This window comes from Kitasatospora sp. NBC_01300, from assembly GCF_041435235.1.
In the GTDB taxonomy this organism is placed as follows: domain Bacteria; phylum Actinomycetota; class Actinomycetes; order Streptomycetales; family Streptomycetaceae; genus Kitasatospora.
On record NZ_CP108408.1, the window covers coordinates 1,108,788 to 1,133,352 of the forward strand.

The following is a 24,565-nucleotide window of genomic DNA, read 5'->3' on the forward strand; positions in this document are numbered from 1 at the left end:
GATCGCGCCGGGCTCAGCCCCGGAGCAGCTCGGCCTCGCGCTCGGGGTCGAGGCCGACCTGCGGCCGGTCGGCGCGCTGCGGGGCGACGCCGCCGATCGACCGCAGCCAGGCCCAGGTGTCCTCGACCGTCTCGCCCACCGGCCGGCAGCGCAGTCCGGCGGCGACCGCCCGCTCCACGGACGCGCCGTGCAGGAAGTCGTTCAGCTCGCCGGGCGCCAGCCAGATCGGCAGCTCCGTCCAGGGCTGGACGCCGGCCGCCAGGATGCGCTCGGGGTCGGTCCAGCGCAGGTCCGCGTCCGAGCCGGTGACCCGCACGCAGGCCTCCAGCAGCTCGCCCATCGTGGTGTGGCCCGCCGGGCCGACCACGTTGCACGCGCCGCCGAGCCGGGCCGCCGACGCGTCCAGGAGCCAGCCCGCGAGGTCGCGGACGTCGATGTACTGCAGCGGCAGGTCGTACGGGCCGGGGGCGAGCACGGGGCCGCCCCGGGCGATCCGGTTCAACCACCAGGGCAGCCGGCCGATGTTCTCGTGCGGGCCGAGGATCAGCCCGGCCCGGGCGAGCAGGGCGCGCCCGCCGAACTCCGCCTCCAGGGCCAGTTCGGCCCCGCGCTTGGCCTCGGCGTAGGGCACCTCGCCGTCGGCGTCCGGGGACGACTCGACCGCCTTCGCCGACTCGTCCGCCCCGCGCGCCAGCGGGTAGTCGTACACCGACCGGCTGGAGACGTACCCGTAGTGGCCGACCCGGCCGGCCAGCAGCCGGGCGCTGTCGCGCACCGCCGCCGGGGCTCCGGACCAGGTGTCCACCACCGCGTCCCACTCCCCCGCGGCCAGCGCCGCGAGCCCGCCCTCGGCGGTGCGGTCGCCCAGCAGTGCGGTCACGCCCGCGGGCGCGGGCTGCGTACCGCGGTTGAGGGCCGTCACCTCCCATCCCCTGGCCAGCGCCTCCTCGGCGACGACCCGTCCGACGAAATTCGTTCCACCCAGCAGGAGAAGCCTCATGCCGACCACCCTGCGCCCAGGGTGGTCGGCATGGGAACGGCTGAACGCTGAGAGCAGAATCGCCCGCAGCGGACACGCCGTCGGCGGAAGGGGGAACCTCAGGCGGCGGAGCGGTGGTCCGGGTCGTGCATCTCGCCGACCAGCTCCTCCAGCACGTCCTCCAGCATGACCACACCGAGCGTGCGGCCGTCCTGGTCCAGCACGGCGGCCAGGTGGCAGGTCGCCCGGCGCATCGCGCCGAGCGCGTCGTCCAGCGGGAGGCTGCCGCGCAGCACCGTGATCGGACGCCACAGCCGGGCCGGGACGGGCGCGGACGGGTCCTCCACGTCGAGGATGTCCTTGAGGTGCAGGTAGCCCAGGTAGCCGTGGCCGGCCGGGTCGCCGTCGGTGACCGGGAAGCGCGAGAAGCCGGTGCGCAGGGCGAGCTCCTCGACCTCCGCGGCGGTCACCTTGGTGTCCACGGTGACGAGTTGCTCGGGCTTGAGCAGCACCTCGGTGACCGGGCGGTGGCCCAGCTCCAGGGCGTCCTCCAGACGCTCCTGGCGGCCCTCGTCGAGCAGGCCGGCGTCCCGGGAGTCGACCAGCAGGTACATCAGCTGCTCGGTGGTGAACACCGACTCGACCTCGTCCTTGGGCTCGACCCGGAACAGCCGCAGCACACCGTTGGCGATGGCGTTCAGCAGGCTGATCACCGGGGCCAGCCAGCGGGCCAGCCGGTCCAGCGGCGGGCCGAGCCAGAGCGCGGCCTTCTCCGGGCCCGCCATGGCCATGTTCTTGGGCACCATCTCGCCCATCACCATGTGCAGGAAGACCACGACGGCCAGCGAGATGCCGTACGAGAGCGGGTGCATCAGACCGGACGGGACGCCGATCGCGTGGAACGGGCCCTCCAGCAGGCTGGCGATGGTCGGCTCGGCCAGGGCGCCGAGGCCCAGCGAGCAGACGGTGATGCCGAGCTGGGCGGCGGCCAGCATCGCGGACACGTTGGACAGCGCGTGCAGCACGGTGCGGGCCCGCTTGTGGCCGGCCTCGGCGAGCGGTTCGATCTGGCTGCGGCGCACCGAGACGACGGCGAACTCGGCGCCGACGAAGAAGGCGTTCCCGAGCAGGAGCAGGACGGCGACGGCCAGTTGGAGCGCGGTCATCGGGCGTTCTCCTGGTCGTCTCCGAACGAGGCCGGCGCGCTGGTGCGCTCGACCCGGACCTGGCTGGTGCGGTGCCGGTCGACACCCGTCACGGTGAAGCGCCAGCCCGGCAGCTCCGCCTGCTCCCCGACCTCGGGCAGCTTGCCGAGCAGGTCGGCGACCAGGCCGGCCAGCGTCTCGTACGGGCCGTCCGGGGCGATCAGGCCGATCGCCTCCAGCTGGTCGATCCGGGCGCGGCCCTCGGCCTCCCAGGCCGGCAGGCCGTTCACCGGGGGCAGCGGGAGCAGCTCGGGGCGGTCGGCCGGGTCGTGCTCGTCCTGCACCTCGCCGACGATCTCCTCGACGATGTCCTCGACGGTGACGACGCCGGCGGTGCCGCCGTACTCGTCGACCACGATGGCCATCGGCTGGAGGCGGCGCAGCTGGTCGAGCAGCCGCTCGGCGGGCAGGGTCTCGGGCACCAGCAGCGGCGGCGAGGTGAGCTCGCTCACCCGGACCAGGCCGCGCCGGGCGGCGGGGACGGCGAGGGCGTCCTTGAGGGTCACGATGCCGGTGACCTCGTCCAGGCTGTGGGTGTAGACCGGGAAGCGGGACAGGCCGGTGGCCCGGGTCAGGTTGATCACGTCGGAGGCGGTGGCGTCGCCCTGGAGGGAGGCGACGTCGATCCGCGGGGTCATCACGGACTCGGCGGTCAGTTCGCCCAGGCCCAGGGTGCGGACGAACAGGGTCGCCGACTCCTCGTCTATCGCGCCGGCCTTGGCCGAGTGGCGGGCCAGCGAGACCAGTTCGGCCGGGGTCCGGGCGTGGTCCAGCTCCTCCTGCGGCTCGACGCCGAAGGCGCGGACCGTCCGGTCGGCCGCCCCGTTGAGGAAGCTGATCAGCGGGCGGCAGGCGAAGGAGAAGGCCATGTGCGGGGCGGCGACCGCGCGGGCCACCTGGAGCGGGCGGGAGATCGCCCAGTTCTTCGGGACCAGCTCGCCGATCACCATCTGCACCACGGTGGCGAGCACCATGCCGACGACCACGGCGACGCCGCGGGCGGCCGACTCGGGCACGCCGATCCCGGTCATGACGGGGCTGAGCAGGGTGGACAGCGCCGGCTCGGCGAGCATGCCGACCACCAGCGAGGTGACGGTGATGCCGAGCTGGGCGCCGGAGAGTTCGAACGAGAGGTGCCGCAGGGCCCGGGAGACGCGGACGGACTTGGCGTCGCCGGCCTCGGCGGAGCGTTCGACGGCCCCGCGCTCGACGGTCACGAAGGCGAACTCGGCGGCCACGAACAGGCCGTTGGCGAGGATCAGCAGGAGGGCTGCGAGCAACAGCAGCCAGGCGGTGATCACAGTGCCGCCTGCCTTCCGCTGACAGGAAGGTGGGCGGCGCAGGTACTACCGGACGGATCGTCCATCGAGGGGGGAAGTCACTCCTCAAGTCGTCTTTCGGGCAGGACGGAAGTTTTGCCCTGCTTTTACCAGCGTAGACCATACCCGGACGGTGGTAGGAAGAGTGTTCGGACCCGCCGGGCCGAGGATTCGCAGGCCCGGCCGGTCCCCCGGGCTCAGGCCCCGGCGTGGTGCTCGACCAGGTCGCGCAGGGCGCGGGCGTGCGCGATCGCCTGGTCCTTGCCGACGCCGGACTGGATGCCGACCGCGGCGAGCGAGGTGCCGTCGGCCAGGTCGAGGGTGGCCCACGGGTCGCCCTGGCGGAAGTTGACCCGGACGATCTCGGCCCAGGTGAGCCGGCGGCTGCGGACGAAGTTGACCACCGTCACGCCCTGCGCGTCGGCGCTCACCCGGGGGCGGGCCAGCATCAGGCCCACGCACGCGAACAGCACGCCGCTGCCCGCCATCATGATCCGGTCGTTGAGCTGCCAGTTCTCCGGGAGCGCCACGGCCATCACCGCGAACAGCACCACCAGCAGCGCGCAGACCGGCAGCAGTACGGCGCGGGTGCGGCGCGGCGCCCAGGTGACGGGGAACTCGACGGGCGGCGTGGACACGTGGGGTCTCCGGTGGGGTGGTTCGGGGGGAACGGTCGTTCCCGGGAACGACGGTCCCGGGCAGCGGGCGGATCGGACGAAGGGCGGGGACGCCGGTCAGCGTCCCCGCCCCATTCAACCGTTCCTTACCCGCACCACGGCGGGCGAGGTCGCCGCCGCGCCGGTCAGAGGCGGCAGGCGTGGATGTTGGTGACCAGGATGGCCCGGGCGCCGATGCCCCACAGGTCGTCCATGATCTGCTGGGCCTCCTTGCGGAGCACCATCGAGCGCACCGCCACCCAGCCCTCGGTGTGCAGCGGGGAGACGGTCGGCGACTCCAGGCCGGGGGTGAGCGCCACGGCGGCGCCGACCTTCTCGGCGCGGATGTCGTAGTCCATCAGCACGTAGCGGCGGGCCACCAGCACGCCCTGGAGCCGGCGCAGGAACTGGTCCACCCGGGTGTCCTCGCCCGCGCCCTTGGGGCGGATCACCACGGCGTCCGAGATCAGGATCGGCTCGCCGAACACCTCCAGGCCGGCGTTGCGCAGGCTGGTGCCGGTCTCCACCACGTCGGCGATCACGTCGGCGACGCCCAGCTGCACCGCGGTCTCCACCGCGCCGTCCAGCTTGGTGACGGTCGCCTTCACGCCGTGGTCGGCGAGGTGCTGCTCGACCAGGCCGGTGTAGGAGGTCGCGATCCGCAGGCCCTCCAGGCCCTTGACGTCCTCGACGGCCACGCCTTCGGGGCGGGCGAAGCGGAAGGTCGACGCGGCGAAGCCGAGGGCGAGCACCTCCTCGGCGTTGGAGTGCGAGTCCAGCAGCAGGTCACGGCCGGTGATGCCGATGTCCAGGCGGCCGGAGCCGACGTAGACGGCGATGTCGCGCGGGCGCAGGAAGAAGAACTCGACCTCGTTGTTCGGGTCGACGAGGACGAGCTCCTTGGGGTCCTTCCGCTGGCGGTAGCCGGCCTCATGGAGCATCTCCGCCGCGGGACCCGAGAGAGAACCCTTGTTGGGGACGGCGATGCGCAGCATGGGAGGTTGGTTCCTTACCTGTGGGGAGGGGTGTGCGGTTCGGGTTTAGAGGTACTTGTAGACGTCGTCGAGCGTCAGCCCGCGGGCGATCATCATCACCTGAACGTGGTACAGGAGCTGTGAGATCTCCTCGGCGGTCTGCTCGTCCGTCTGGAACTCGGCGGCCATCCAGACTTCGGCGGCCTCCTCGACGACCTTCTTGCCGATCGCATGGACGCCCTGCTGGGCGAGCTGCGCGGTACGGGAGGACGAGGGGTCGCCGGTGGCGGCCTTCTGCTGGAGCTCGGCGAAGAGCTCCTCGAATGTCTTCGAAGCCATGATGGGACTCACCTTACGGCGTGCGGGCTGACCGGCGGTAAACGGTCCCGGACCGTGGACAGTCCGTTGGACGTCCACGGTCCGGGTCGGGGCGGTGCGCTCAGAGCGCGGCGCGCAGCACCGCGGCGGTCGCGACGGCGGCGGTGACGGCCTCGTGGCCCTTGTCCTCCGCGGAGCCGGGCAGGCCGGCGCGGTCGAGCGCCTGCTCCTCGTTGTCGCAGGTCAGCACACCGAAGCCGACCGGGACGCCGGTGTCGACGGTCACCTGGGTGAGGCCGGCGGTGGCCGCCTGGCAGACGTAGTCGAAGTGCGGGGTGCCGCCGCGGATCACCACGCCGAGGGCGACGACCGCGTCGTAGCCGTGGTCGGCGAGGCGCTTGGCGGCGACCGGCAGTTCGAAGGTGCCGGGGACGCGCAGCACGGTCGGCTCGGCGACGCCCAGTTCCTTGAGCGCCCGGTGGGCGCCGTCCAGCAGGCCGTTCATCACGACGTCGTGCCACTGGGCGGCGACGACGGCGACCTTGAGGTCGGCGGCGCCGTCGATGGTCAGCTCGGGGGCTCCGTGGCCGCTCATGCTCGTTCTTCCTGTCCGTGGTGGTGGGGCGTGGGGTGGTGCGTGATGCGTGCGAGGGGCGTGCGGTGGGTTCAGGAGTCGAGGCCGGGCAGGTCGTGGCCCATCCGGTCGCGCTTGGTGCGCAGGTAGCGCAGGTTGTGCTCACCCGGCGCGATCTCGACCGCTTCGCGCCCCTTGACCTTGAGGCCGTGCTCGGTGAGCGCGGTGAGCTTCTCCGGGTTGTTGGTGAGCAGGGTGAGCGAGCGGACGCCGAGGTCCACCAGCATCTGCGCCGCGATGCTGTAGTCGCGGGCGTCGGCCGGCAGGCCGAGGTCGAGGTTGGCGTCGACGGTGTCGCGCCCCTGCTCCTGGAGTTCGTAGGCGCGCAGCTTGTGGGCCAGGCCGATCCCCCGGCCCTCGTGGCCGCGCAGGTAGAGCACCACGCCGCGGCCGGACTCGGCGACCTTGTGCAGCGAGGCCTCCAGCTGGGGGCCGCAGTCGCAGCGCAGCGAGCCGAAGACGTCGCCGGTCAGGCACTCGGAGTGGACCCGCACCACGACGTCCTCGCCCTCGGGCAGCCGGCCGTCCGCGCCGAGGCCGCCGGCCACCAGCGCGAGGTGCTCGACGCCGTCGATGGTGCCCTTGTAGCCGACGGCCGTGAACTCGCCGTGGACGGTGGGCAGGGCGGTCACGGCGGCCCGGTCGACGTGCAGTTCGGTGCGGCGGCGGTAGGCGATCAGGTCCTCGATGGAGATGATCGCGAGGCCGTGCCCACGGGCGAAGGCGACCAGTTCGGGCAGCCGGGCCATGGTGCCGTCGTCGTTGACCACCTCGGCGATCGCACCGGCCGGCGGCAGTCCGGCGAGCCGGGCCAGGTCGACGGCGGCCTCGGTGTGGCCGGGGCGCACCAGCACGCCGCCCTCGACCGCGCGCAGCGGGAACACGTGCCCGGGGCGGGTGAGGTCGCCGGGCTCGGTGCCGGGCGAGGACAGCAGCCGGACGGTGCGGGCGCGGTCGGCGGCGGAGATGCCGGTGTCGACCCCCTCCCGGGCGTCCACCGAGACGGTGTACGCGGTGCCCTTGCGGTCCTCGTTGACCTGGGTCATCGGCGGCAGCTTGAGCCGGTCCAGCTCCTCGCCGGTCAGCGGGGCGCAGATCACGCCGGAGCTGTAGCGGATGGTGAAGGCCATCAGCTCGGGGGTGGCGGCGGAGGCGGCGAAGACGATGTCGCCCTCGTTCTCGCGGTCCTCGTCGTCGACCACGATCACGGCGCGGCCGAGGGCGATGTCGGCGATCGCGCGCTCGACCGGGTCGAGGACGAGTTCGGGTGCCGCCTCGCGCTCGCGGTCGGCGGTGTGGTTCTCGGTCATACCGTGACTCCCTGCGGGACGGTGGCGGAGTTGACGCGCGGCTCACGACTGCTCAGCCACCAGGAGCGCAGGCCGAGCAGCACCAGGACGAAGTAGATCGAGTAGGTGAGGCCGGAGAAGGGGTAGCCGTTGTTGAAGGCGAGCGGGACGCCGACCACGTCGACGGCGATCCAGGCGAACCAGAACTCCAGCCAGCCACGGGCCTGGGCGACCATCGCGGCCAGCGTGCCGACGAAGATGTAGGCGTCCGACCAGGGGCTCCAGGACAGGCTGGGGTGGGCCGTGAACAGCCAGGCCAGCGCGACGGTGCCGGCCGCGGTGCCGACCACCAGGGCGGCCCGCTCGGGCCAGGTGGCGAAGCGGACGGCGATCGTGCCGGTGTCCCGGCGGCCCCGCCGCCACTGGGCCCAGCCCCAGGCGGCGGTGACGAGCACGATCAGCTGCTTGCCGATCAGGCCGGGGACGTGGCCCCCGAGGTAGGCGGCGATCAGCACGGCGCCGGACAGGAGTTGGAGCGGCCAGCTCCAGACCGAGCGGCGCCAGCCGAAGGCCAGGCCGGCCAGGCCGAGCAGGTTGCCGAACATGTCGGCCCACTTCACGTGCTCGCCGAAGACGGTGAACGCTTCTCCGCTGAGCCAGTTCACTTGGACTCTCCGGCGATCGTCGGGGGGAGGGTGCGGGAGTCGAGCAGCCGCTCGACGTACTTGGCGAGCACGTCCACTTCGAGGTTGACGCTCTCGCCGACGGCCTTGGCGCCGAGCGAGGTCAGCGCGAGGGTGGTGGGGATGAGGCTGACGGTGAAGCTGTCCCGGGCGGCCTCCACCACGGTGAGGCTGACGCCGTCGACCGTGATCGAGCCCTTCTCCACCAGGTAGCGGGAGATGGTGTCGGGCAGCGAGAAGCGCAGCACCTCCCAGCGCAGGTCGCCGGCCGCGTCGCGCTCGCCGGGCTCGCGGCCCAACAGCGTTCCGGTGGCGTCGACATGGCCCTGGACGAGGTGGCCGCCGAGCCGGTCGCCGAGCGCCATGGCGCGCTCCAGGTTGACCCGGGAGCCGGGCTTCAACTCGCCGAGGCTGGAGCGGTGCAGCGTCTCGGCCATCACGTCGGCGCTGAACTCGCCCGTGTCGGCCGCCAGTTGGTCCGGGCTGTCGACGACGGTCAGGCAGACGCCGTTGACCGCGATGGAGTCGCCGTGCCGCGCACCCTGACAGACCACCGGGCCGCGCAGGCGGATTCGCGAGGAGTCGCCGACCTCCTCGATCGACACGACCTCGCCGAGCTCTTCGATGATGCCGGTGAACACCCGGGTTCTCCTCGCGCTTGGGGGCGCGGACTCCGGGGCGGCATGGGAGATGACACGGACGGGCAACGGCGCGCGAGCCGACGGCACGACCCGTCGCCGGGATGCCGAGGCCGCCGGGAGATCGCTCGCCCGGCACGGGAGACACCTCTCCCGCCGTTCACCTGGCCGTGGTCCACCGGAGGACCACGGATACTGCTCTTCGTCCGCCCGCGCACGCCTCCCATCCGGACTTTAACCGTCGGTCCAGGAATTTCACCTGGTCAACCGGCCGCTGGCTGCGGACGGGTCGCGGACTGTAACCGCCGGTTCGGATTTTCACCGACCCCGGAGTGCGCTGAACGTCACTGCTGTTGGGGTCATTCTGCCATGACGTGCGCAAGCCCAGGGAGAGCCATCCGCTGTGGGCTGTTTCACGCGGATGCGGGGAATGTGCGGCCGGGTGGTAGGCGGCGCCCGCAACACGGCGTTCACCTACGGAGGGTGGCGAGCGCATACGAAGGGTAGTCGGGCGCGGTCGGAATGCAGCGGGTGCGCTCAGAGCGTGGCGGGTGCGGCGATCGACGTGAAGTGGCTGACCACCGGCGGGTGCGCGAGGTAGCACAGCTCGCCCTCCGACCAGACCGGCCGGATCCGCCACATCGGCCCCGCGTACCCGCGCAGCGCCGCCTCGTCGCGCCAGCGGCTCACCACGAGCACCCGGTGTCCGTCCTCGGTCACCGAGCGCAGCAGTTCGCCGCCCAGGCAACCGTCGGTCCGCCCGAGCTGCGGGATCACCTGGGTTGTCAGCAGCACACAGAATTCCTCGATGCGACTGGCCAGGACCTGCCCGGCCCAGATCCTCACGATCACGACCACCACCTCCGAGCGGAGCGCCTGGCCCCATTATCAGGGTAAAAGCGCTGGTGGGGAGGGGTGGCGGGGAAGCTTTACCGAGGACCGCACCGGCCGGTGGCCGGGGGCTCCGGGAAGGGGCTCGGCTAGATTTCCGGTATGACCAGCACACCGGAATCTGTCATACCGTCAACCGCCGCTCCGGATGCGCCGGGCAGCCTGTTCGCCGCTCTCAGCGCAGGGGCGCTGACCGACCCGGCACAGCTGCGCGAGATCTACGAGCAGCCCGGCGACCACGCGCGCCGCAAGCAGGTCGACCACCTGCACGAGGTCGCGCGGCGGCTGATCGCCTGCTCCTCGCTGGTGTTCGTGGCCAGCTCGGACGCCGCCGGGCGCTGCGACGTCTCCCCGCGCGGCGGGCCGGCCGGGGTGGTCTCCGTCCTCGACGAACACACCCTGGCCATCCCGGACGCCACCGGCAACAAGCGGTTGGACACCCTGCACAACATCCTGGAGAACGGCCGGGTCGGGCTGCTCTTCGTCGTCCCGGGCCGGGACACCACGCTCCGGGTCAACGGGCGCGCCTGCGTCTCCACCGACCCGGAGCTGCTGCGGCAGCTGACCGCCGTCGGCAAGCCCCCGCGCAGCGCGATCGTGGTGGCCGTCGAGGAGGTGTACGCGCACTGCCCGAAGTCCTTCCTGCGCGGCTCGGCGTGGAAGCCGGAGAACTGGCCGGCCAAGGACGCGCAGCCGACCTCGGCCGAGATCACCCTCTCGCACCTGCGGGACGACTCGCTGACCATCGAGATGATCGAGCAGACCGAGCGGGAGGCGCTGCTCCACCGCTACGAGTGACGACCGCGGCGCGGGCGGGTGCGGCGGGCGCCTTCCGCCACACGGCGTGCTGCCGCGTGGCGGGCGGCGCTCGGTGCTCGGTGCTCGGCGCTCGGTACTCGGTGCTCGGCGCTCGGCGCGCTCAGGCGGCCTTGGGCAGGTCCACCACCGGCGCGTCGCTGGCCGCCCGCTGGACGGCCTCGACGCCCTTGTGGGCGGCCTCCTTGCTGGAGTAACCCTGGCCGGTGGCGACGATCTCGCCGTTGCCCGCCTTGAGCCGGAACCGGTACTTGCCGCCGGCGTCCTCGTAGACCTCGAACTTGCCCGCCATCGGGCCACCTCCTCGTGCGGCGCGCGGCGCGCCTCTGGTCGACCCCCTCCAGCACCGTGCGCCCCCCGACCGGGCGGCCGCACCCGCTCGGGGGCCGGACGGGTGACGCCCCGCGACCGCGCGATCGCGGAGGTGCCGGGGCGGGCGCCGGTGGTTTGAATGGACGGATGGACTGCGTCTTCTGTGCGGTGGTGGCGGGCGAGGAGCCCGCGTACCGGGTGCTGGACGACGAGGCGGCGGTGGCCTTCCTGGACCGGCGGCCGCTGTTCCCCGGCCACGTGCTGGTCGTCCCGCGCGCCCACCACCGCACCCTGGCGGACCTGCCGGCCGCCGAGGTGGGGCCGTTCTTCCTCCAGGTGCAGCGGGTGGCCGCCGCGGTGGAGCGCGGACTGGGCGCGGCGGGCAGCTTCGTGGCGGCGAACAACCGGATCAGCCAGTCGGTGCCGCACCTGCACGTCCACGTGGTGCCGCGCAATCCGAAGGACGGGCTGCGCGGCTTCTTCTGGCCGCGGGGGAAGTACCCGGACGAGGCGGGGGCGGCGGAGATCGCGGCCCGGCTGCGCGCGGTGCTCGGCGGCTGAGGGGCGGCTCGGGGACTGAGGGGGGCGGCTCGCAGGCCGAGGGGGCTCGCGGGGGCACCAGGGGGCGTGCGCACCACATTTGTGAGCCGGTTTCACCCACTCTCTTGACAGGTATAGAACACTCCGCTTGAGTCGCCTTCACGGCCCCGCACCGGCCCACACCCCGGTCGGCCGTCTTCCCCTGGCGCACCCCCGCACGGGACCCGGATCCCCTGCCCGCTCAAGTCCCTGTCACGACGACGTGCGGCCCCCACCGCACAAGGGGTGATGACGTGTCAATGAAACGCCTGCTCGCGCTGCTCTCCGCCGTGGTCACGGCGCTGGCGGTCGCGGTCCTCCTCCCCGCCTCCGCCAGCGCCGCCGCCTGCGGCACGCCGTGGAGCGCGGCCACCGCCTACACCGGCGGCGCGGCCGTCTCGTACAACGGGCACAACTGGACCGCCAAGTGGTGGACCCAGAACGAGGCCCCGAGCACCGGCGGCACCGGGGTCTGGGCCGACCAGGGCTCCTGCGGCGGGTCCACCGACCCGACGCCGACCCCGACGTCCGGCACCTGCAACTACCCCGCCTGGGTCGCCGGCCGCGCCTACGTCGCCGGCGACATCGTCCGGTACACCAACGGCGGCTACTACCGCGCCACCCACGACAACCCGGGCTACGACCCGGTCATCAGCACCTGGTACTGGTCGCCGTACGACTGCGGCTCGACCCAGCCGCCCAACCCGGGCGGATTCCCGGTCAGCCAGGCCCAGTTCGACCAGATGTTCCCGGGCCGGAACTCCTTCTACACCTACCAGGGCCTGCTCGACGCGCTCGGCGCCTACCCCGCCTTCGCGGCCACCGGCAGCGACACCGTGCGCCGGCAGGAAGCCGCCGCGTTCCTCGCCAACGTCAGCCACGAGACCGGCGGACTGGTGTACGTGGTCGAGCAGAACACCTCCAACTACCCGCACTACTGCGACACCTCGCAGCCGTACGGGTGCCCGGCCGGGCAGGCCGCGTACTACGGGCGCGGGCCGATCCAGCTGAGCTGGAACTTCAACTACAAGGCCGCCGGCGACGCGCTCGGCATCGACCTGCTGCACAATCCGAACCTGGTGCAGACCGACCCGGCGGTGGCCTGGAAGACCGGCCTCTGGTACTGGAACACCCAGAACGGGCCGGGCACCATGACCGCGCACAACGCCATGGTCAACGGGTCCGGCTTCGGCGAGACGATCCGCAGCATCAACGGCTCGCTGGAGTGCAACGGCAACAACACCGCCCAGATGCAGCACCGGATCGACCTGTACCAGAGCTTCGTCCAGATCCTCGGCACCGTCCCCGGGGGCAACCTGAGCTGCTGACGGCTCGCCCCCGCCCCACCGCGCGCCCCGCTACGCCCGGACCGGTCATCACACCGTGGTGCCCGTACGCTGCCGAGCGTAGCGGGGCGTACCCATGTGGGGGGCGTACTCCTGCGGGAGCAGCGGAGGGCGGCTGAAATCGTCGTTCCGGCGGACGACTTCGCAGGTCGCGGCCCTCAGGGCGCGTCTTCGAACCCCCGCCTGCGCGTCGGCGCCGGGGCACGCACCTCGCCGCGTTGTCGTCAGTCGCCAATGGCCCCCAGCCTCCGGCCGGGAGGTGCCCCCACCGCATGGACTCCCTCCTCCGCCTTGCGATGCACGCACCCCAACGCCGCCACGCCCGCCCTCCGGGCGGACGACGGGGGTTCGAAGACACGCCCTACGCTCAAGGCATGAACGAACTCGCCAGCCTCGTGCAACAGACCGCCGACCGGCTCGCGGGCCAGCACGTCGGTGCGGTGGTCGCCGGGCTGGCCGGCGGCGCCGTGGAGATCCGCGGCGCCGGGCGGACCGGTCCGGGCGGCGCCGTGCCCGGGCCGCACACCCTGTTCGAAGTCGGTTCCGTCACCAAGGTGTTCACCTCGCTCGTCCTCGCGCGGCTGGTGCTCGCCGACTCCGGCGGGGCCGCCACCGGGCTCGACGACGCGCTCGACGAACCGCTCGCCGACGTGCTCGCCGACGTCCGGCCCGACGGTGCCGCCGTCCCGGCCAGGGGCGGCCATCCGATCACCCTGCGGCACCTCGCCACCCACACCTCCGGGCTCCCCCGGCTGCCCCGGGGCATGCTGGCGACGGCGCTGCTCAATCCCAACAAGCCCGATCCGTACGCGCACTGCAGCACCGAGCACGTCCTCGCCGGGCTGGCCCGGACGCGACTGCGGGCCACCCCCGGGCGCGGCTTCCGCTACTCCAACCTCGGCGCCGGACTGCTCGGCCTGGCCCTCGCCCACCGGGCCGGCACCGGCTACGAGGAGCTGGTGGCGCGCGAGATATGCGAGCCGCTGGGGCTGGTGGACACCCACGTGCGCTCGGGCCGGGAGCAGTCCGGGCGGCTGGCGCACGGGCACACCTCCGGCGGGCGGCCCGTGCCGTACTGGGACTTCGCGGACGTTCCCGGCATGGGCGGGCTCCGGTCGACCGCCTCCGACCTGGCGATACTCCTGCGGGCCCAGCTGGCCGCCGACCGCGAGCCGGACGCGCCGCTGGCGCCCGCGATCACGCTCACCCGGGAGACCCGGCACCGGGTCAACCCGTTCGCCTGGATGCACCTGGGGTGGCTCGGTCACCGCCTGCGCACCCAGCAGGGCGGTCACCTGCAGATCTGGCACAACGGCGGCACGGGCGGGTTCCGCTCCTTCGTGGCCTTCGATCCGGAGAAGCAGGTGGGGGTGGTGGTCCTGGTGAACACCCGCCGCTCCGCCGATCCGGCCGGGACGGCCCTGCTGCGCACGCTGCAGAACGAGTACGCGACGACGAGCTGACGAGCCGAGGCCGGGGCGTGACGGTGAGCGGGCATGGCGGTGAGCGGGCATGGCGGTGAGCGGGCGTGACGGTGAGCGGGCGTGACGGTGAGCGGGCCCGGCGGAGGACCGGGTGCGGGCGTCGGCGGAATGAGGTGGAGGATGGGGTGCGGTCGTTTCAGGGCCAAGAGGTACGAATTGGCCCTGTTCGAGGGCGCGGCGGTCGGTCGATGCTGAGGATCTGACAGTCGTGGTTCCGGTTGCGGTGTTCGCTCAGCGGGAGGTGGCCGAGGTGGCGGTGGTGTGGCCCTTGTCGCGGGCTCGGTCGGTCGCGGGCGGCGACGGGCGGCTCGGCCGGGCGGTGCGGGTGTACCGGCGGTTCCGGCCGCTGCCGTGGCGGACCCGGGCCTGGCTGGACGCGGTGTCGGCCGCTGCCGCCGGGGCGGCCTGGCTGGCGAGCGGGGAGTGGTGGCCCGCGCCCGTGGTGGCCGCGGTGGCGATCACGGCCGCGAGCGGGTACGGGCGGCTGCGGCCGACGCCGGGCCTGCGGGCCGTCCGGGTGCACGAGCACGGGCTGGTGCTGGTCGGGGCGGACGGCACGGAGCAGCCCCTGCCGTGGAGCGCGGTGGAGGCCACCGAGTACTCCCCCGGCGGGCGGCACGGAGTGGGCGAGCAGGGCCGGATCTGGCTGGTCGGCGCGGACGAGCCGCTGGCACTGGCGCAGCTGCGGCAGCTGGACGAGCTGTTCCGGGAGCTCGACGAGCGACTCCGCCCGACCCTCCGGGCCGCGCTGCACGAGGCGCTGCGCACGGAGGGCGGCGTCCGGTTCGCCCGGGGGCGGCTGACGCTGACGGCCGGCGGGCTGGTGCACCGGCCGCCGCACCCGCTCGCCGCGACGGAGGCGTTCCGGTGGGCGGAGGTGCGGTCCGCGCGGGCCTCGGAGCTCGGGGAGCTGGAGATCCGGACGCACTCGGCCGGCCTGCCGCTCACCCTCCCGGTGCCGAACGCCGGTGCGGCGGCGGCCTTCGTCGAGGAGGTCCGGGCCCGGAGCCTCTGACCGGCGGACGATCCGGGGGGGCGGACTCCCGAACTCACTGCTCTGCGGTGCGTTCGACTCCTCAAGCAACCGCGGCCCGGCCGGCGTCCGGCCGGCCGACCCCTAAGGGTCCCCGCCCGCACGTCCCGGAAGGGATCTGTACGCCGCTGAGGGGACGTCAACTTCCGCTCCCCCGGCCTACCGTCCCTCACATGAACCGACTTCGCGCCACCGCGGCCGCGGCAGCCCTGCTGCTCACCCTGCCGCTGTCCGTCGCCGCCGCCGTACCGGCCCTGGCCGCTCCCGCCGCCCCGACGAACGCCTCCGCCTCCGCCCCCGCTCCCGCCGCCGTCCACGTCGACCTGCCGCGCCCGACCGGCCCGTACGCGGTCGGGCAGGAGGTCCTGCACCTGGTGGACCAGGACCGCCCGGATCCGTGGGTCCCCTCCGCCGGTCCGCGCCAGCTGATGGTGTCGATGTACTACCCCGCGAAGGCCGGGACGGGCAGCGCGGCCCCGTACATGACCCCCGCGGCCGCCCGGATGCTGCTGGACGGGAAGCTCCCGGGCAACACCATCCCGACCGAGACGGTCACCGGCGCCCGGACCTGGGCGAAGTCCGACGCGCGCCCGCAGGGCGGCCACTTCCCGCTGGTGGTGCTGTCGCCGGGCTTCACCATGCCGCGGGCCTCGCTGAGCGGCCTCGCCGAGGACCTGACCAGCCGCGGGTACGTCGTCGCGCTGGTCGACCACACCTACGAGAACACCGGGACGACGTTCCCCGACGGGCAGACCCTCCCGTGCCTGCTGTGCAACAAGCTGACGACCCCGGAGTCCTGGGCGGCCGTGGACAACAGCCGGGCGAAGGACGTCTCCTTCGTCCTCGACCAGCTGACCGCCCGCCCCCACCCGGCCTGGCGCTACGCCCGCATGATCGACCGCGACCGGATCGGGATGGCCGGGCACTCGGCCGGCGGCGCCTCGACCGTCCCGTCGCTGCTCACCGACGACCGGATCCGGGCCGGGGTGGACCTGGACGGCACCATGGACGTCACCGTCCCCGCCTCCGGGATCGGCGGCAAGCCCTTCCTGATGATCGGCCACCCGCTGCCCGACGGCGCCGAGGACAGCAGCTGGACGGAGAGCTGGTCGCACCTCGACGGCTGGAAGCGCTGGTTGACCTTCGCCGGCTCCAACCACGGCACCTTCACCGACTTCCCGCTGTTCTTCGAGAAGCTCGGCCTGCCCCAGCCTCCCGGCACCACGATGTCGGGCGAGCGGGGCGCGGAGCTCACCCGCTCGTACGTGGCGGCCTTCTTCGACCTCCAGCTGAAGGGCGAGCCGCAGCCGCTCCTCGACGGGCCGACCGCAGCCGCTCCGGAGGTGACGTTCCACCCGTAAGCGGAACGCGAACGGCGCGGCCGTCGGCAGCCTGCCGGAGGCCGCGCCGTTCGCCTGTCGCCCGGCGTTAGCTACGCGGCCGGAGCCGCCGAGGCGATCGGTTCGAGCAGCCGGTGCGGGCGGAGCAGGGAGCGGGAGACCGGGTCGTCCCGGTGCGTGCCGTCACGGGCGGGGTTGGGGCGCATCGTGATCCCGGCCGGCGGGACGGGTGCGCCGCCGCACCGCGGGCAGGCGCCGACGACGTCCAGGTCGGTGCCGCAGACGGCGTGCGCGAACAGGTGGTGCGGGCCGCCCGCGGTCGCGTGCCGACCGCCCCAGCGGCTCAACTGGTAGATCGGCCCCCATAGTTCGAGGCCGGTCTCGGCGAGCAGGTAGCCGTGGCGCAGCGGCGCCTGCTGGTACGGCTCCTTGCGCAGCACTCCGGCCGCGACCAGGGCGTTGAGGCGGGCGGTGAGGACGGCGCGGGGGATGCCGAGGTGGGCGAGGAAGTCGTTGAAGCGCTGCACTCCGTAGAAGGCGTCGCGGAGGATCAGCAGGCTCCAGCGTTCGCCGACCACCTCCAGGGCGCGGGCCAGTGCGCAGTCCTGCTGTTCGTAGTCGGTTCCCAGCGCCATGCGGGTCAGCGTAGTCCACCCGGGCAGAGGGTTCAATGAACAGACCAACGGTGGTAGCGTGCCGATCGAGACGAAGGTTCATTCACCAGACCTATGGTCCGTGCTCCGGAGGGAACACCTCATGTCCCCCGCACCACCCGGCTCCTCCCCCGCCACCGCGCCCGTCACCGCGCCCGCCCGGCCCGGCGCCACCCTGGCCGCCACCGCGGCCGCGACCGCGCTGGTCACCGTCGCCTACACCGCCCCCACCGCCTCGCTCGCCGCCACCGCCCAGGCCGCTCACCTCGGGGCCACCGGCCGGACCTGGATCCTCACCGGCACCCTGGTCGGCGTCTCCGCCCTGCTGCTCACCGCCGGAAGCGCCGCCGACGACCACGGCCGCAAGCGGGTCTTCACCTTCGGCGTGCTGCTGTTCGCGGCCGCCGAGGCGCTGGCCGCGCTGGCCCCCGGCGGCGCCGTCTACCTGGCCGCCCGGGTGCTGCTCGGCGTCGCCTCGGCCGCCGTCCTGGCACCCGCGCTCGGCCTGATCAGCCACGCCCACCCGCCCGGACCGGGCCGGATCCGGGCACTCGGGGTCTGGGGCGCCGCCGTCGGCCTCGGCATCGCCGTCGGCCCGGTGTACGGCGCGCTGGTCGAGCAGTGGGCCGGCTGGCGCGCGGTCAGCGGCGGGCTCGCGGTCGTCGCGGCCGCCTTGGCGGCGTACGCGGCCGCCGTCCTCACCGAGTCGCGGGCCGAACGGCCCCGCGCCCTCGATCCGTACGGGGTGCTGACGCTGGCCGCCGGGACGTCCTGCCTGATCGCCGGGCTGGCCGAGGGGCGCGGCGGCTGGGGGCGGCCGGTGGTCGTCGCGCTGCTGGCGCTCGGGGTGCTGCTGCTGGCCCTGTTCGGGCTGGTCGAGGCGAAGGTCCGGGAGCCGATGCTGGACCTCGCGCTGTTCCGCAGCCCCGGCTTCGTCGCCGCCACCGGCGGGGCGCTGTTCACCGGGATCTCGCTGGTCGGCTTCATGAGCTACCTGCCGACCCTGCTCCAGGGCGTCCTGGGCCTGTCCGGCCTGGCCGCGGGCGGGGTGCTGGCGCTGTGGTCCGGCCTGTCGGTGCTGTCCGCGCTCCAGGCGCGCCGGCTGGCGGCGCACCTGTCGGCCACCGCGCAGGTCGCCGCCGGGCTCGCGGTCTGCGGCCTCGGCGAGGCGGGCCTGTACGGGCTGGCGCCCGGCTCCGGCTGGCTGCGGCTGGCGCCGGGCCTGGCGGTGGCGGGCGTCGGCAGCGGGGTGCTCAACGCGGCGCTGGCCCGGCTGGCCGTCAGCAGCGTCCCGGCGCACCGGGCGGCCATGGGCTCGGGTGCCAACAACACCTCCCGGTACCTGGGCTCGGCGCTCGGCGTCGCGGTCGCCGTGGCCGTCGCGGGCTCGGCCCGACCGGGCGGCCCCGGCCGGGAGGCCGCCGCCCGCGCCCTGGCCACGGGCACCGACCGGGCCGTTCTGGTCGCCGCCGCCCTGTGCCTCGTCGGCGCGCTGCTCGCCCTGGCCGCCCGTGCCGCCGAAGCCCGCACCACCGGAGCCCGGGGCGGCAGCGCGGCGGAGGCCGACCCGGCCCGCGAGCGGGCCGCGACCCGGTGAGGCGCGCGGGAAGTCGGCCCGGCCGACTTCCCGCGCTCGACCGCCGCCGGGGCCGCCAGGGCCTCCAGGGCCGCCGGGAGCTCAACGGCTTCCTCCCCTGCGCCCGCTGCCGCTCCGGTGCGCCCCGCTACGGTGAGCGGCCCGCCGGGGCCGCGTGCGAAGATGGCAGGGCTGGTGGGGACGATCTCCGGACGGTTCTCTGGCCATGGTGAACGACAACGAACACCACCTGGGCGAGCCGCAACAGGACGCCCTGCTGATGGTGCCGATCGCGACGGCGCTGATCGAGGCCGACGGCCGGATCCTGCACTGGAGCGGCGACGCGGAGGCACTGCTCGGCTACTCCCCGGGGCAGGCGATCGGGGCCAGGGCCGCCAAGTTGCTGACCTCCGAGGAGCAGCGGCCCGAGGTGCTGGAGCTGTTCCAGCAGATCCTGAACGGCCGGGCCTGGTCCGGTGTGTTCCCGGTCCGGCACCGGGACGGGCACCTGGTGAACCTGGAGTTCCGCACCCATCCGATCAAAGGGCCGGACGGCCGCACGCTGGTGCTGGCGGTCGCCTCCGACGTGACCACGCTGCGCCGGATCCAGGCGGACCTGGCGGTGCTCGACGGCTTCTTCACCCAGTCCCCCGTCGGCATGGGCGTCTTCGACCCCGAGCTGCGCTTCGTCCGGCTGAACGAGGCGCTGGCCCGGGCCAACGGCCTGCCCGTCGAGGAGCAGCTCGGCCACCGGGTCATCGAGGTGCTGCCCGGGATCAACGGCGCCGAGGTGGAGTCGGTGATGCGGCGGGTCCTGGAGAGCGGCGAACCGGTGGTGGACACCCGCTCGCACGGCCGCACCCCGGGCGACCCGCAGCACGACCACGCGTGGTCCGCCTCGTACTTCCGGCTGGAGGAACCCGGCGGCCGGGTGCTCGGCGTGAGTTCCACCGTCATCGACGTCACCGAGCGGTTCCGCGCCGAGGCCCGGGCGGCGCGGGCCCAGGAGCGGCTGGCCCTGCTGGTCGACGCGACCGCCTCCATCGGCACCACGCTCGACCTGCGGCAGACCGCCCGGGAGCTGGCCGACGCGATGGTGCCCAGCGTCGCCGACATCAGCGGGGTGTTCGCGCTGGAGGTGCTGGTGGCCGGGCGGAACGTCGAACCGCCCGACCCGGACGCGCCGCAACTGGTCCGCCGGCTGGCCCTGGCCACCACCGACCCGCTGTACCCGGCCGAGTCACTGCCGGTGGATTCGTTGTACGAGCTGACGCCGGACTCCCCGTACGCCCGGGCGCTGGCCACCGGGCGGACGGTGGTGGTGCCGTCCTGGGAGCTGCCGCTGCTGAGCGAGGCCATCACCGAGAGCCACCGCCGGGCCTACCTCGGCGACCGGCCCCGCTCGGTGCGGATCACCCCGCTGGTGGCGCGCGGCACCACGCTCGGCATGGTGGTGTACTCGCGGCGCGGCGACCGGGAGTCGTTCGACGAGGCCGACATCACCCTCGGCGACGAGCTGGCCTCGCGGGCCGCCGTCGCGATCGACAACGCCCGGCTGTACCTGCGCCAGCACCAGACCGTCCTGGCCCGGCAGCAGGCGCTGCGCGAGGCGAAGGCCGCCCAGGAGCGGCTGGCGCTGGTCAACGTGGCCTCCACCCGGATCGGCACCACCCTCGATCTCGCCCAGACCGCGCAGGAGTTGGCCGAGGTGGCGACGCCCAGGCTGGCCGACTCCGTGGTGGTGGAGGTGCTGGAGGACCTGGTCCGCGGCGAGCGCGAGGCCCGCGCCCCGGCGGACGGTTCGGCGCTGCTGCGGCGGATGGCCTTCCACTCGGTGCTCGGCTCGACGTTGCGGCCGGTCGCCCGGCTCGGCGGGGTGCACCGCTTCGTACCCGGCACGCCGTACGCGTGGAGCCTGGCGCACCGCAAGCCGGTCCTGGTGCCGCGGATGGACGCGGAGGGGATGGCCTGGTTCGCCGACGACCCGGTGCGCGCCGCGGCGGTGCGGGAGCAGAACGTCCGCTCCTTCATGGTCGTCCCGCTGATCGCGCGCGGCACCGCGGTCGGCGTCGCGGGCTTCTACCGCACCCTGGTGGAGCGCCCGTACGAGGAGGACGACCTGGCGCTGGCCGGCGAGTTGGCGGTGCGGGCCGCCGTGTCCATCGACAACGCGCTGCTGTTCACCCGCGAGCGCGACGCGGCCGCCGCCCGGCAGCGGGCGCTGGACGCGGCCCGGGCCGCGCAGCAGCGGCTGTCGCTGCTCAACGAGGCCAGCACCCGGATCGGCACCACCCTCGATCTGCACCGCACCGCCCAGGAGTTGGTGGAGGTGGTGATCCCGCGCTTCGCCGACTTCGTCACCGTGGACCTGCGCGACGCGGTGCTCGGCGGCGAGGAGCCCGGCCCCGTCCCGGACAACGAGACGATACTGATGCGGGCGGTGGCGGTCGGCGAGGCGACTCGGGACGGCACCATGACGGCGGCCTCCGACCAGGTCGGCGAGACCTCGCAGTCCGCCCAGCTGTACGCCCAGAGCCTGCGCACCCGGCGCTCGATTCTGGTCTCCGAGGTGACCGAGGAGGAGATGCGCCGGATCGCCGCCTCGCCCGACCGGGTCCAGCCGGGGATGGCCGCCGGGGTGCACTCGTACCTGATGGTGCCGCTGGTGGCACGCGGACTCGTGCTGGGCGGCGCGGAGTTCGTCCGCACCCGCAACCCGGAGCCGTTCGGCCCGGAGGACCGCTCGCTGGCCGAGGAACTCGCCGCGCGCACCGCCCTCGCGATCGACAACGCCCGGCTCTACCGGCGTGAGCGGGACACCGCGCTCACCCTCCAGCGCAGCCTGCTGCCGCAGGAGATCCACCGCACGCTCGGCCTCGACCTCGCCTACCGCTACCTGCCCAGCAGCGTGGTCAGCGAGGTCGGCGGCGACTGGTTCGACGTCGTGCCGCTCTCCTCGGGGCGGGTCGCGCTGATCGTCGGCGACGTGATGGGCCACGGCATCCGGGCCGCCGCCACCATGGGCCAACTGCGTACTGTCGCCCGGACGTTGATCACCCTGGACCTGGACCCGGAGCGCGTCCTGCACCGGCTGGACGAGGCCTCCAGCGCGCTCGGCGAGGGCCAGTTCGCCACCTGCGTCTGCGTGGTGTACGACCCGGTGGACCGCCACTGCACCGCCGCCTGCGCCGGCCACCTGCCGCCCGTCGTCGCCGATCCGCAGGGGCGGGCGCACCTGGTCGAACTGCCGCCCGGCGCACCGCTCGGCGTCGGCGGGGTCCCGTTCGAGAGCGTGGAGTTCACCCTCCCCGAGGAGGCCATCCTGGCGCTCTACACCGACGGGCTGGTCGAGCGCCGGGGCCACGACATCGACGAGGGACTGCAGTTGCTCTGCCGGACGGTCGCCGACCGGCGCCTGTCGCTGGAGCAGACCTGCGACGCCGTCCTGGCCGAACTCACCGGCCCCACCAGCGAGGACGACATCGCCGTCATCATGGCGCAGGTCCGGCCGGTCGGCGCGGACCGGATCGCCAGCCTGCCGCTCACCGGCGACCGCGCGATGGTCGCCCACTCGCGCCGGTTCACCCGCGAGACGCTGGCCTCCTGGGGCCTCGAAGCGCTCGCCGACTGGGCCGAACTGCTCACCAGCGAGCTGATCACCAACGCCCTGGTGCACGCCGGATCCCCCACCCAGCTGCGGCTGTTCTGCAACCGGGCGCTCACCGTCGAGGTCGCCGACCAGGAGAGCGAGGCGCCCCGGATCCGGCGCGCCCGCGCCGAGGACGAGGGCGGGCGCGGCATCCACCTGGTCAACGAGCTCGCGCACCGCTGGGGCAGCCGCCGCACCGGGGACGGCAAGGTGGTCTGGTTCGAGCTGGAACTGCCCCCGGGCAGCCCGTCCGAGTGATCCGGCCCGCGACCGGGCGGCACGACCCGCGACCGGGCGACGCGGCCTGCGACCGGGTGATCCGGCCCGCGACCGGTCGCCACGGCCCGCGGGCTCAGTCCGGCAGGAGCAGGTTCACGTCGCCGAACTCGTGCCAGAGGTACCGGTGCTGGACGGCGGCCCGGTAGCACTCGGCGAGCAGGGGCCGCCCGGCGACGGCGGCCAGCATCAGCAGGTGCGAGGCGCTGGGCTCGTGCCAGCCGGTGAGCAGGCCGTCGACCGCGCGCACCCCGCGCTCCGGAGTGACCACCAACTCCGTCCAGCCGTCCGCCTCCTGGACGGTGCCGTCCGGCGCGGCGGCCGACTCCAGGGCGCGCACCACCGTGGTGCCGACGGCGACCACCCGCCCGCCCCCGGCCCGCGCATGGCCGACCAGGCGGGCGGTGGCCGCCGGGACGTGGAACCGCTCGGCGTACGGCGCCTCGTGCGCCTCCGGCGAGGCCACCCCGGTGTGCAGCGTGACCGGCGCGACCAGCACCCCGCGACCCGCCAGCCGGGCCACCACCTCCGCGCTGAACGGCCGTGCGGCGCTGGGCATCTCGCTGCTTCCGGGGACGGTCGCGAACACCGTCTGGTAGGCCTCGATCGGCCAGTCGCGGTCCACGTAGCCGTACCGGATCGCCTTGCCGTGCACCTCCAGGTACGGCAACAGCCCTGCCGGCAGGGTCAGTTCGGCGTACCAGAGCCGGGCGGTGAACGGTGCGACCAGCTCCGCCGCACCGCCGGCGGGCAGCGCCACCCGCAGACCGGGGCGGGCCGGGGAGTCGGCCGGCGGGTAGTAGGCGGCCGCCGACCCCGGCACCACCCGCCGCAACTCCACCAGGTGGGAGCCGCGTCGGTCGGGCTGGGCGGAGGACAGGTGCAGCGCGACCGCCGTACCGTCGGGCAGTCGGCCGGGCAGCGCGGCCGGCAGGGTGGCCGAGTTGTTGACCACCAGCAGGTCACCCGCGCGCAGCACCACGGGCAGCTCGGTGAAGCGGTGGTGCTCGACGCTCCCCCGGTCGCGCCGGCCGACCAGCATCCGCACGCCGTCCCGCGCTCCGCCGCGCGCCTCCGCCGGTGCCCGGGCGGAGAGTTCGGGCGGTACGGCGACGTCGAGGCCGAGGTCCACGAGTCCGGTCATCGCCCACCCCTGGCTGCGGCCTTCAGGTCCTCGGCGCGGTAGCGGCCGGAGGGGGCCCGGTCGTGCAGCAGTCCGAGCAGGACCGGCACCACCTCCTCGGGCAGCGGTTCGCCGGAGATGTCCTCACCGGGGCTGGCCTCCTGCAACATCTCGGTGCGCATGCTGCCCGGGTCCACCGCCCACACCCGCAACTCCGGCTCCTCGCGGGCGAGTACGGCGGTGGCGTGGTCGAGCGCCGCCTTGCTGGCGCCGTAGCCGCCCCAGCCGAGGTAGGGCACGACGGCGGCGTCCGAACTGATGTTGAGCACGGCCCCGGCGCGGGCGCGCAGCTGCGGCAGGAGGAGCTGGGTGAGGGCGATCGGGGCGAGCGCGTTGACCTCGAAGGTCTCCAGCAGGTCCGGCAGCGGGAAGTCGGCCAGCCGGGGCAGCGGCTCGGCGCCGGCCACGGTGGCGCCGTTGAGCGTACCGGCGTTGTTGACCAGCAGGCTCGCGCCGCCGAGCCCGTCGGCGGCCGCGGTCAGGTGGGCACGGTGGTCGTCGTCGACGATGGAACCGGAGAGGGCGACGACCTTGGTGACGGCGGCCAGGGCCGTCTCGGCGGCGGCGAGTCCGGCCGCGCCACGGGCGCTGATCACCAGCTGCCAGCCGTCGGCGGCGAGGGCCTTGGCGAGCGCCAGGCCGAGGCCCCGGGAGGCGCCGGTGACCACGGCGACGGGGGCGGGGGCCTGGGCGGGGGCGGTGTGCTGTGCTGCGTTCATGTCCCCACCCTCG

The 24,565-nt window shown here is 74.0% G+C and carries 24 protein-coding genes and 1 riboswitch; of the genes, 8 read left to right on the forward strand and 16 right to left on the reverse strand.

The annotated features are described in order from the left end of the window. Nucleotides 1-13: 13 nt before the first annotated feature. The 11 genes from OG556_RS04750 to OG556_RS04800 form a co-directional block, all read right to left on the reverse strand. The gene (locus OG556_RS04750) at nucleotides 14-1,000 is read right to left on the reverse strand and encodes an NAD-dependent epimerase/dehydratase family protein (RefSeq protein WP_371516011.1); all 987 of its coding nucleotides are present in this window, start codon (nucleotides 998-1,000) and stop codon (nucleotides 14-16) included. A 98-nt stretch (nucleotides 1,001-1,098) separates the two neighbouring features. Continuing rightward, complete coding sequence (locus tag OG556_RS04755) at nucleotides 1,099-2,145, reverse strand: hemolysin family protein (RefSeq protein WP_363623619.1); 1,047 nt, start codon at nucleotides 2,143-2,145, stop codon at nucleotides 1,099-1,101. Then, nucleotides 2,142-3,485, reverse strand: coding sequence for a hemolysin family protein (locus OG556_RS04760; protein ID WP_371516012.1), 1,344 nt, complete (start codon nucleotides 3,483-3,485; stop codon nucleotides 2,142-2,144). The genes OG556_RS04755 and OG556_RS04760 overlap by 4 nt, the downstream gene beginning before the upstream one ends. 215 nt (nucleotides 3,486-3,700) lie before the next feature. Further along, nucleotides 3,701-4,141 carry a PH domain-containing protein gene (locus tag OG556_RS04765; RefSeq protein ID WP_350883553.1) on the reverse strand — a complete coding sequence of 147 codons (441 nt, stop codon included), beginning with the start codon at nucleotides 4,139-4,141 and terminating at the stop codon, nucleotides 3,701-3,703. A gap of 164 nt (nucleotides 4,142-4,305) precedes the next feature. Next, complete coding sequence (gene hisG / locus OG556_RS04770) at nucleotides 4,306-5,154, reverse strand: ATP phosphoribosyltransferase (RefSeq protein WP_350883551.1); 849 nt, start codon at nucleotides 5,152-5,154, stop codon at nucleotides 4,306-4,308. A 45-nt stretch (nucleotides 5,155-5,199) separates the two neighbouring features. After that, complete coding sequence (locus OG556_RS04775) at nucleotides 5,200-5,472, reverse strand: phosphoribosyl-ATP diphosphatase (RefSeq protein ID WP_063346472.1); 273 nt, start codon at nucleotides 5,470-5,472, stop codon at nucleotides 5,200-5,202. A 100-nt stretch (nucleotides 5,473-5,572) separates the two neighbouring features. Next, nucleotides 5,573-6,046, reverse strand: coding sequence for a 6,7-dimethyl-8-ribityllumazine synthase (gene ribH / locus OG556_RS04780; protein WP_350883547.1), 474 nt, complete (start codon nucleotides 6,044-6,046; stop codon nucleotides 5,573-5,575). Between the two features lie 71 nt (nucleotides 6,047-6,117). Further along, entirely contained in the window at nucleotides 6,118-7,395 is a 1,278-nt protein-coding gene (locus tag OG556_RS04785) for a bifunctional 3,4-dihydroxy-2-butanone-4-phosphate synthase/GTP cyclohydrolase II (RefSeq protein ID WP_371516013.1), read from the reverse strand. Further along, entirely contained in the window at nucleotides 7,392-7,979 is a 588-nt protein-coding gene (locus OG556_RS04790; protein WP_350883668.1) for a nicotinamide mononucleotide transporter family protein, read from the reverse strand. Before OG556_RS04790 ends, OG556_RS04785 begins: the two co-directional genes overlap by 4 nt. A 56-nt stretch (nucleotides 7,980-8,035) precedes the next feature. Further along, the gene (locus tag OG556_RS04795) at nucleotides 8,036-8,698 is read right to left on the reverse strand and encodes a riboflavin synthase (RefSeq protein WP_371516014.1); all 663 of its coding nucleotides are present in this window, start codon (nucleotides 8,696-8,698) and stop codon (nucleotides 8,036-8,038) included. 208 nt (nucleotides 8,699-8,906) lie between these two features. Next, nucleotides 8,907-9,034, reverse strand: a riboswitch (FMN riboswitch). 198 nt (nucleotides 9,035-9,232) lie between these two features. Then, nucleotides 9,233-9,547: an antibiotic biosynthesis monooxygenase gene (locus OG556_RS04800; protein ID WP_371516015.1), complete on the reverse strand. Its 315-nt coding sequence runs from the start codon at nucleotides 9,545-9,547 to the stop codon at nucleotides 9,233-9,235. 141 nt (nucleotides 9,548-9,688) lie between these two features. Between OG556_RS04800 and OG556_RS04805 the strand changes: the two genes are divergently transcribed. Then, nucleotides 9,689-10,384 (forward strand): MSMEG_1061 family FMN-dependent PPOX-type flavoprotein, encoded by a 696-nt coding sequence (locus tag OG556_RS04805; protein ID WP_371516016.1) that lies wholly within the window; start codon nucleotides 9,689-9,691, stop codon nucleotides 10,382-10,384. A gap of 121 nt (nucleotides 10,385-10,505) precedes the next feature. Here OG556_RS04805 and OG556_RS04810 read toward each other — a convergent pair whose 3' ends face one another. Further along, nucleotides 10,506-10,694 carry a DUF1508 domain-containing protein gene (locus tag OG556_RS04810; RefSeq protein ID WP_350883537.1) on the reverse strand — a complete coding sequence of 63 codons (189 nt, stop codon included), beginning with the start codon at nucleotides 10,692-10,694 and terminating at the stop codon, nucleotides 10,506-10,508. 167 nt (nucleotides 10,695-10,861) lie between these two features. On the opposite strand from OG556_RS04810, the gene OG556_RS04815 reads away from it, so the two are divergent. From OG556_RS04815 to OG556_RS04825, 3 genes are all read left to right on the forward strand, one after another. Then, nucleotides 10,862-11,275, forward strand: coding sequence for an HIT family protein (locus OG556_RS04815; protein WP_371516017.1), 414 nt, complete (start codon nucleotides 10,862-10,864; stop codon nucleotides 11,273-11,275). Nucleotides 11,276-11,553: 278 nt separating this feature from the next. Continuing rightward, nucleotides 11,554-12,621 carry a glycoside hydrolase family 19 protein gene (locus OG556_RS04820; protein ID WP_371522571.1) on the forward strand — a complete coding sequence of 356 codons (1,068 nt, stop codon included), beginning with the start codon at nucleotides 11,554-11,556 and terminating at the stop codon, nucleotides 12,619-12,621. A 392-nt stretch (nucleotides 12,622-13,013) separates the two neighbouring features. Continuing rightward, nucleotides 13,014-14,102 carry a serine hydrolase domain-containing protein gene (locus tag OG556_RS04825; RefSeq protein WP_371516018.1) on the forward strand — a complete coding sequence of 363 codons (1,089 nt, stop codon included), beginning with the start codon at nucleotides 13,014-13,016 and terminating at the stop codon, nucleotides 14,100-14,102. A 252-nt stretch (nucleotides 14,103-14,354) separates the two neighbouring features. Here OG556_RS04825 and OG556_RS04830 read toward each other — a convergent pair whose 3' ends face one another. Then, the gene (locus tag OG556_RS04830; RefSeq protein WP_371516019.1) at nucleotides 14,355-14,585 is read right to left on the reverse strand and encodes a hypothetical protein; all 231 of its coding nucleotides are present in this window, start codon (nucleotides 14,583-14,585) and stop codon (nucleotides 14,355-14,357) included. Here OG556_RS04830 and OG556_RS04835 point away from each other — a divergent pair. After that, complete coding sequence (locus OG556_RS04835; protein WP_371516020.1) at nucleotides 14,575-15,138, forward strand: hypothetical protein; 564 nt, start codon at nucleotides 14,575-14,577, stop codon at nucleotides 15,136-15,138. The genes OG556_RS04830 and OG556_RS04835 overlap by 11 nt on opposite strands. 191 nt (nucleotides 15,139-15,329) lie before the next feature. Continuing rightward, nucleotides 15,330-16,517, forward strand: coding sequence for an alpha/beta hydrolase family protein (locus tag OG556_RS04840; protein WP_371516021.1), 1,188 nt, complete (start codon nucleotides 15,330-15,332; stop codon nucleotides 16,515-16,517). Nucleotides 16,518-16,588: 71 nt separating this feature from the next. Here OG556_RS04840 and OG556_RS04845 read toward each other — a convergent pair whose 3' ends face one another. Further along, a complete protein-coding gene (locus tag OG556_RS04845; RefSeq protein WP_371516022.1) occupies nucleotides 16,589-17,131 on the reverse strand; it encodes a winged helix-turn-helix transcriptional regulator in 543 nt (180 codons plus the stop codon). A gap of 121 nt (nucleotides 17,132-17,252) precedes the next feature. On the opposite strand from OG556_RS04845, the gene OG556_RS04850 reads away from it, so the two are divergent. Together OG556_RS04850 and OG556_RS04855 are read left to right on the forward strand one after the other, a co-directional pair. Beyond that, nucleotides 17,253-18,746: an MFS transporter gene (locus OG556_RS04850; protein ID WP_371516023.1), complete on the forward strand. Its 1,494-nt coding sequence runs from the start codon at nucleotides 17,253-17,255 to the stop codon at nucleotides 18,744-18,746. Between the two features lie 205 nt (nucleotides 18,747-18,951). After that, on the forward strand, nucleotides 18,952-22,632 hold the full coding sequence (locus OG556_RS04855) for a SpoIIE family protein phosphatase (protein WP_371516024.1): 3,681 nt from the start codon (nucleotides 18,952-18,954) through the stop codon (nucleotides 22,630-22,632). Between the two features lie 94 nt (nucleotides 22,633-22,726). On the opposite strand, the gene OG556_RS04860 is transcribed toward OG556_RS04855, so the two are convergent. Together OG556_RS04860 and OG556_RS04865 are read right to left on the reverse strand one after the other, a co-directional pair. After that, nucleotides 22,727-23,794: an S-adenosylmethionine:tRNA ribosyltransferase-isomerase gene (locus OG556_RS04860; protein ID WP_371516025.1), complete on the reverse strand. Its 1,068-nt coding sequence runs from the start codon at nucleotides 23,792-23,794 to the stop codon at nucleotides 22,727-22,729. After that, the gene (locus OG556_RS04865) at nucleotides 23,791-24,552 is read right to left on the reverse strand and encodes an SDR family NAD(P)-dependent oxidoreductase (protein WP_371516026.1); all 762 of its coding nucleotides are present in this window, start codon (nucleotides 24,550-24,552) and stop codon (nucleotides 23,791-23,793) included. Before OG556_RS04865 ends, OG556_RS04860 begins: the two co-directional genes overlap by 4 nt. Nucleotides 24,553-24,565 lie beyond the last annotated feature (13 nt).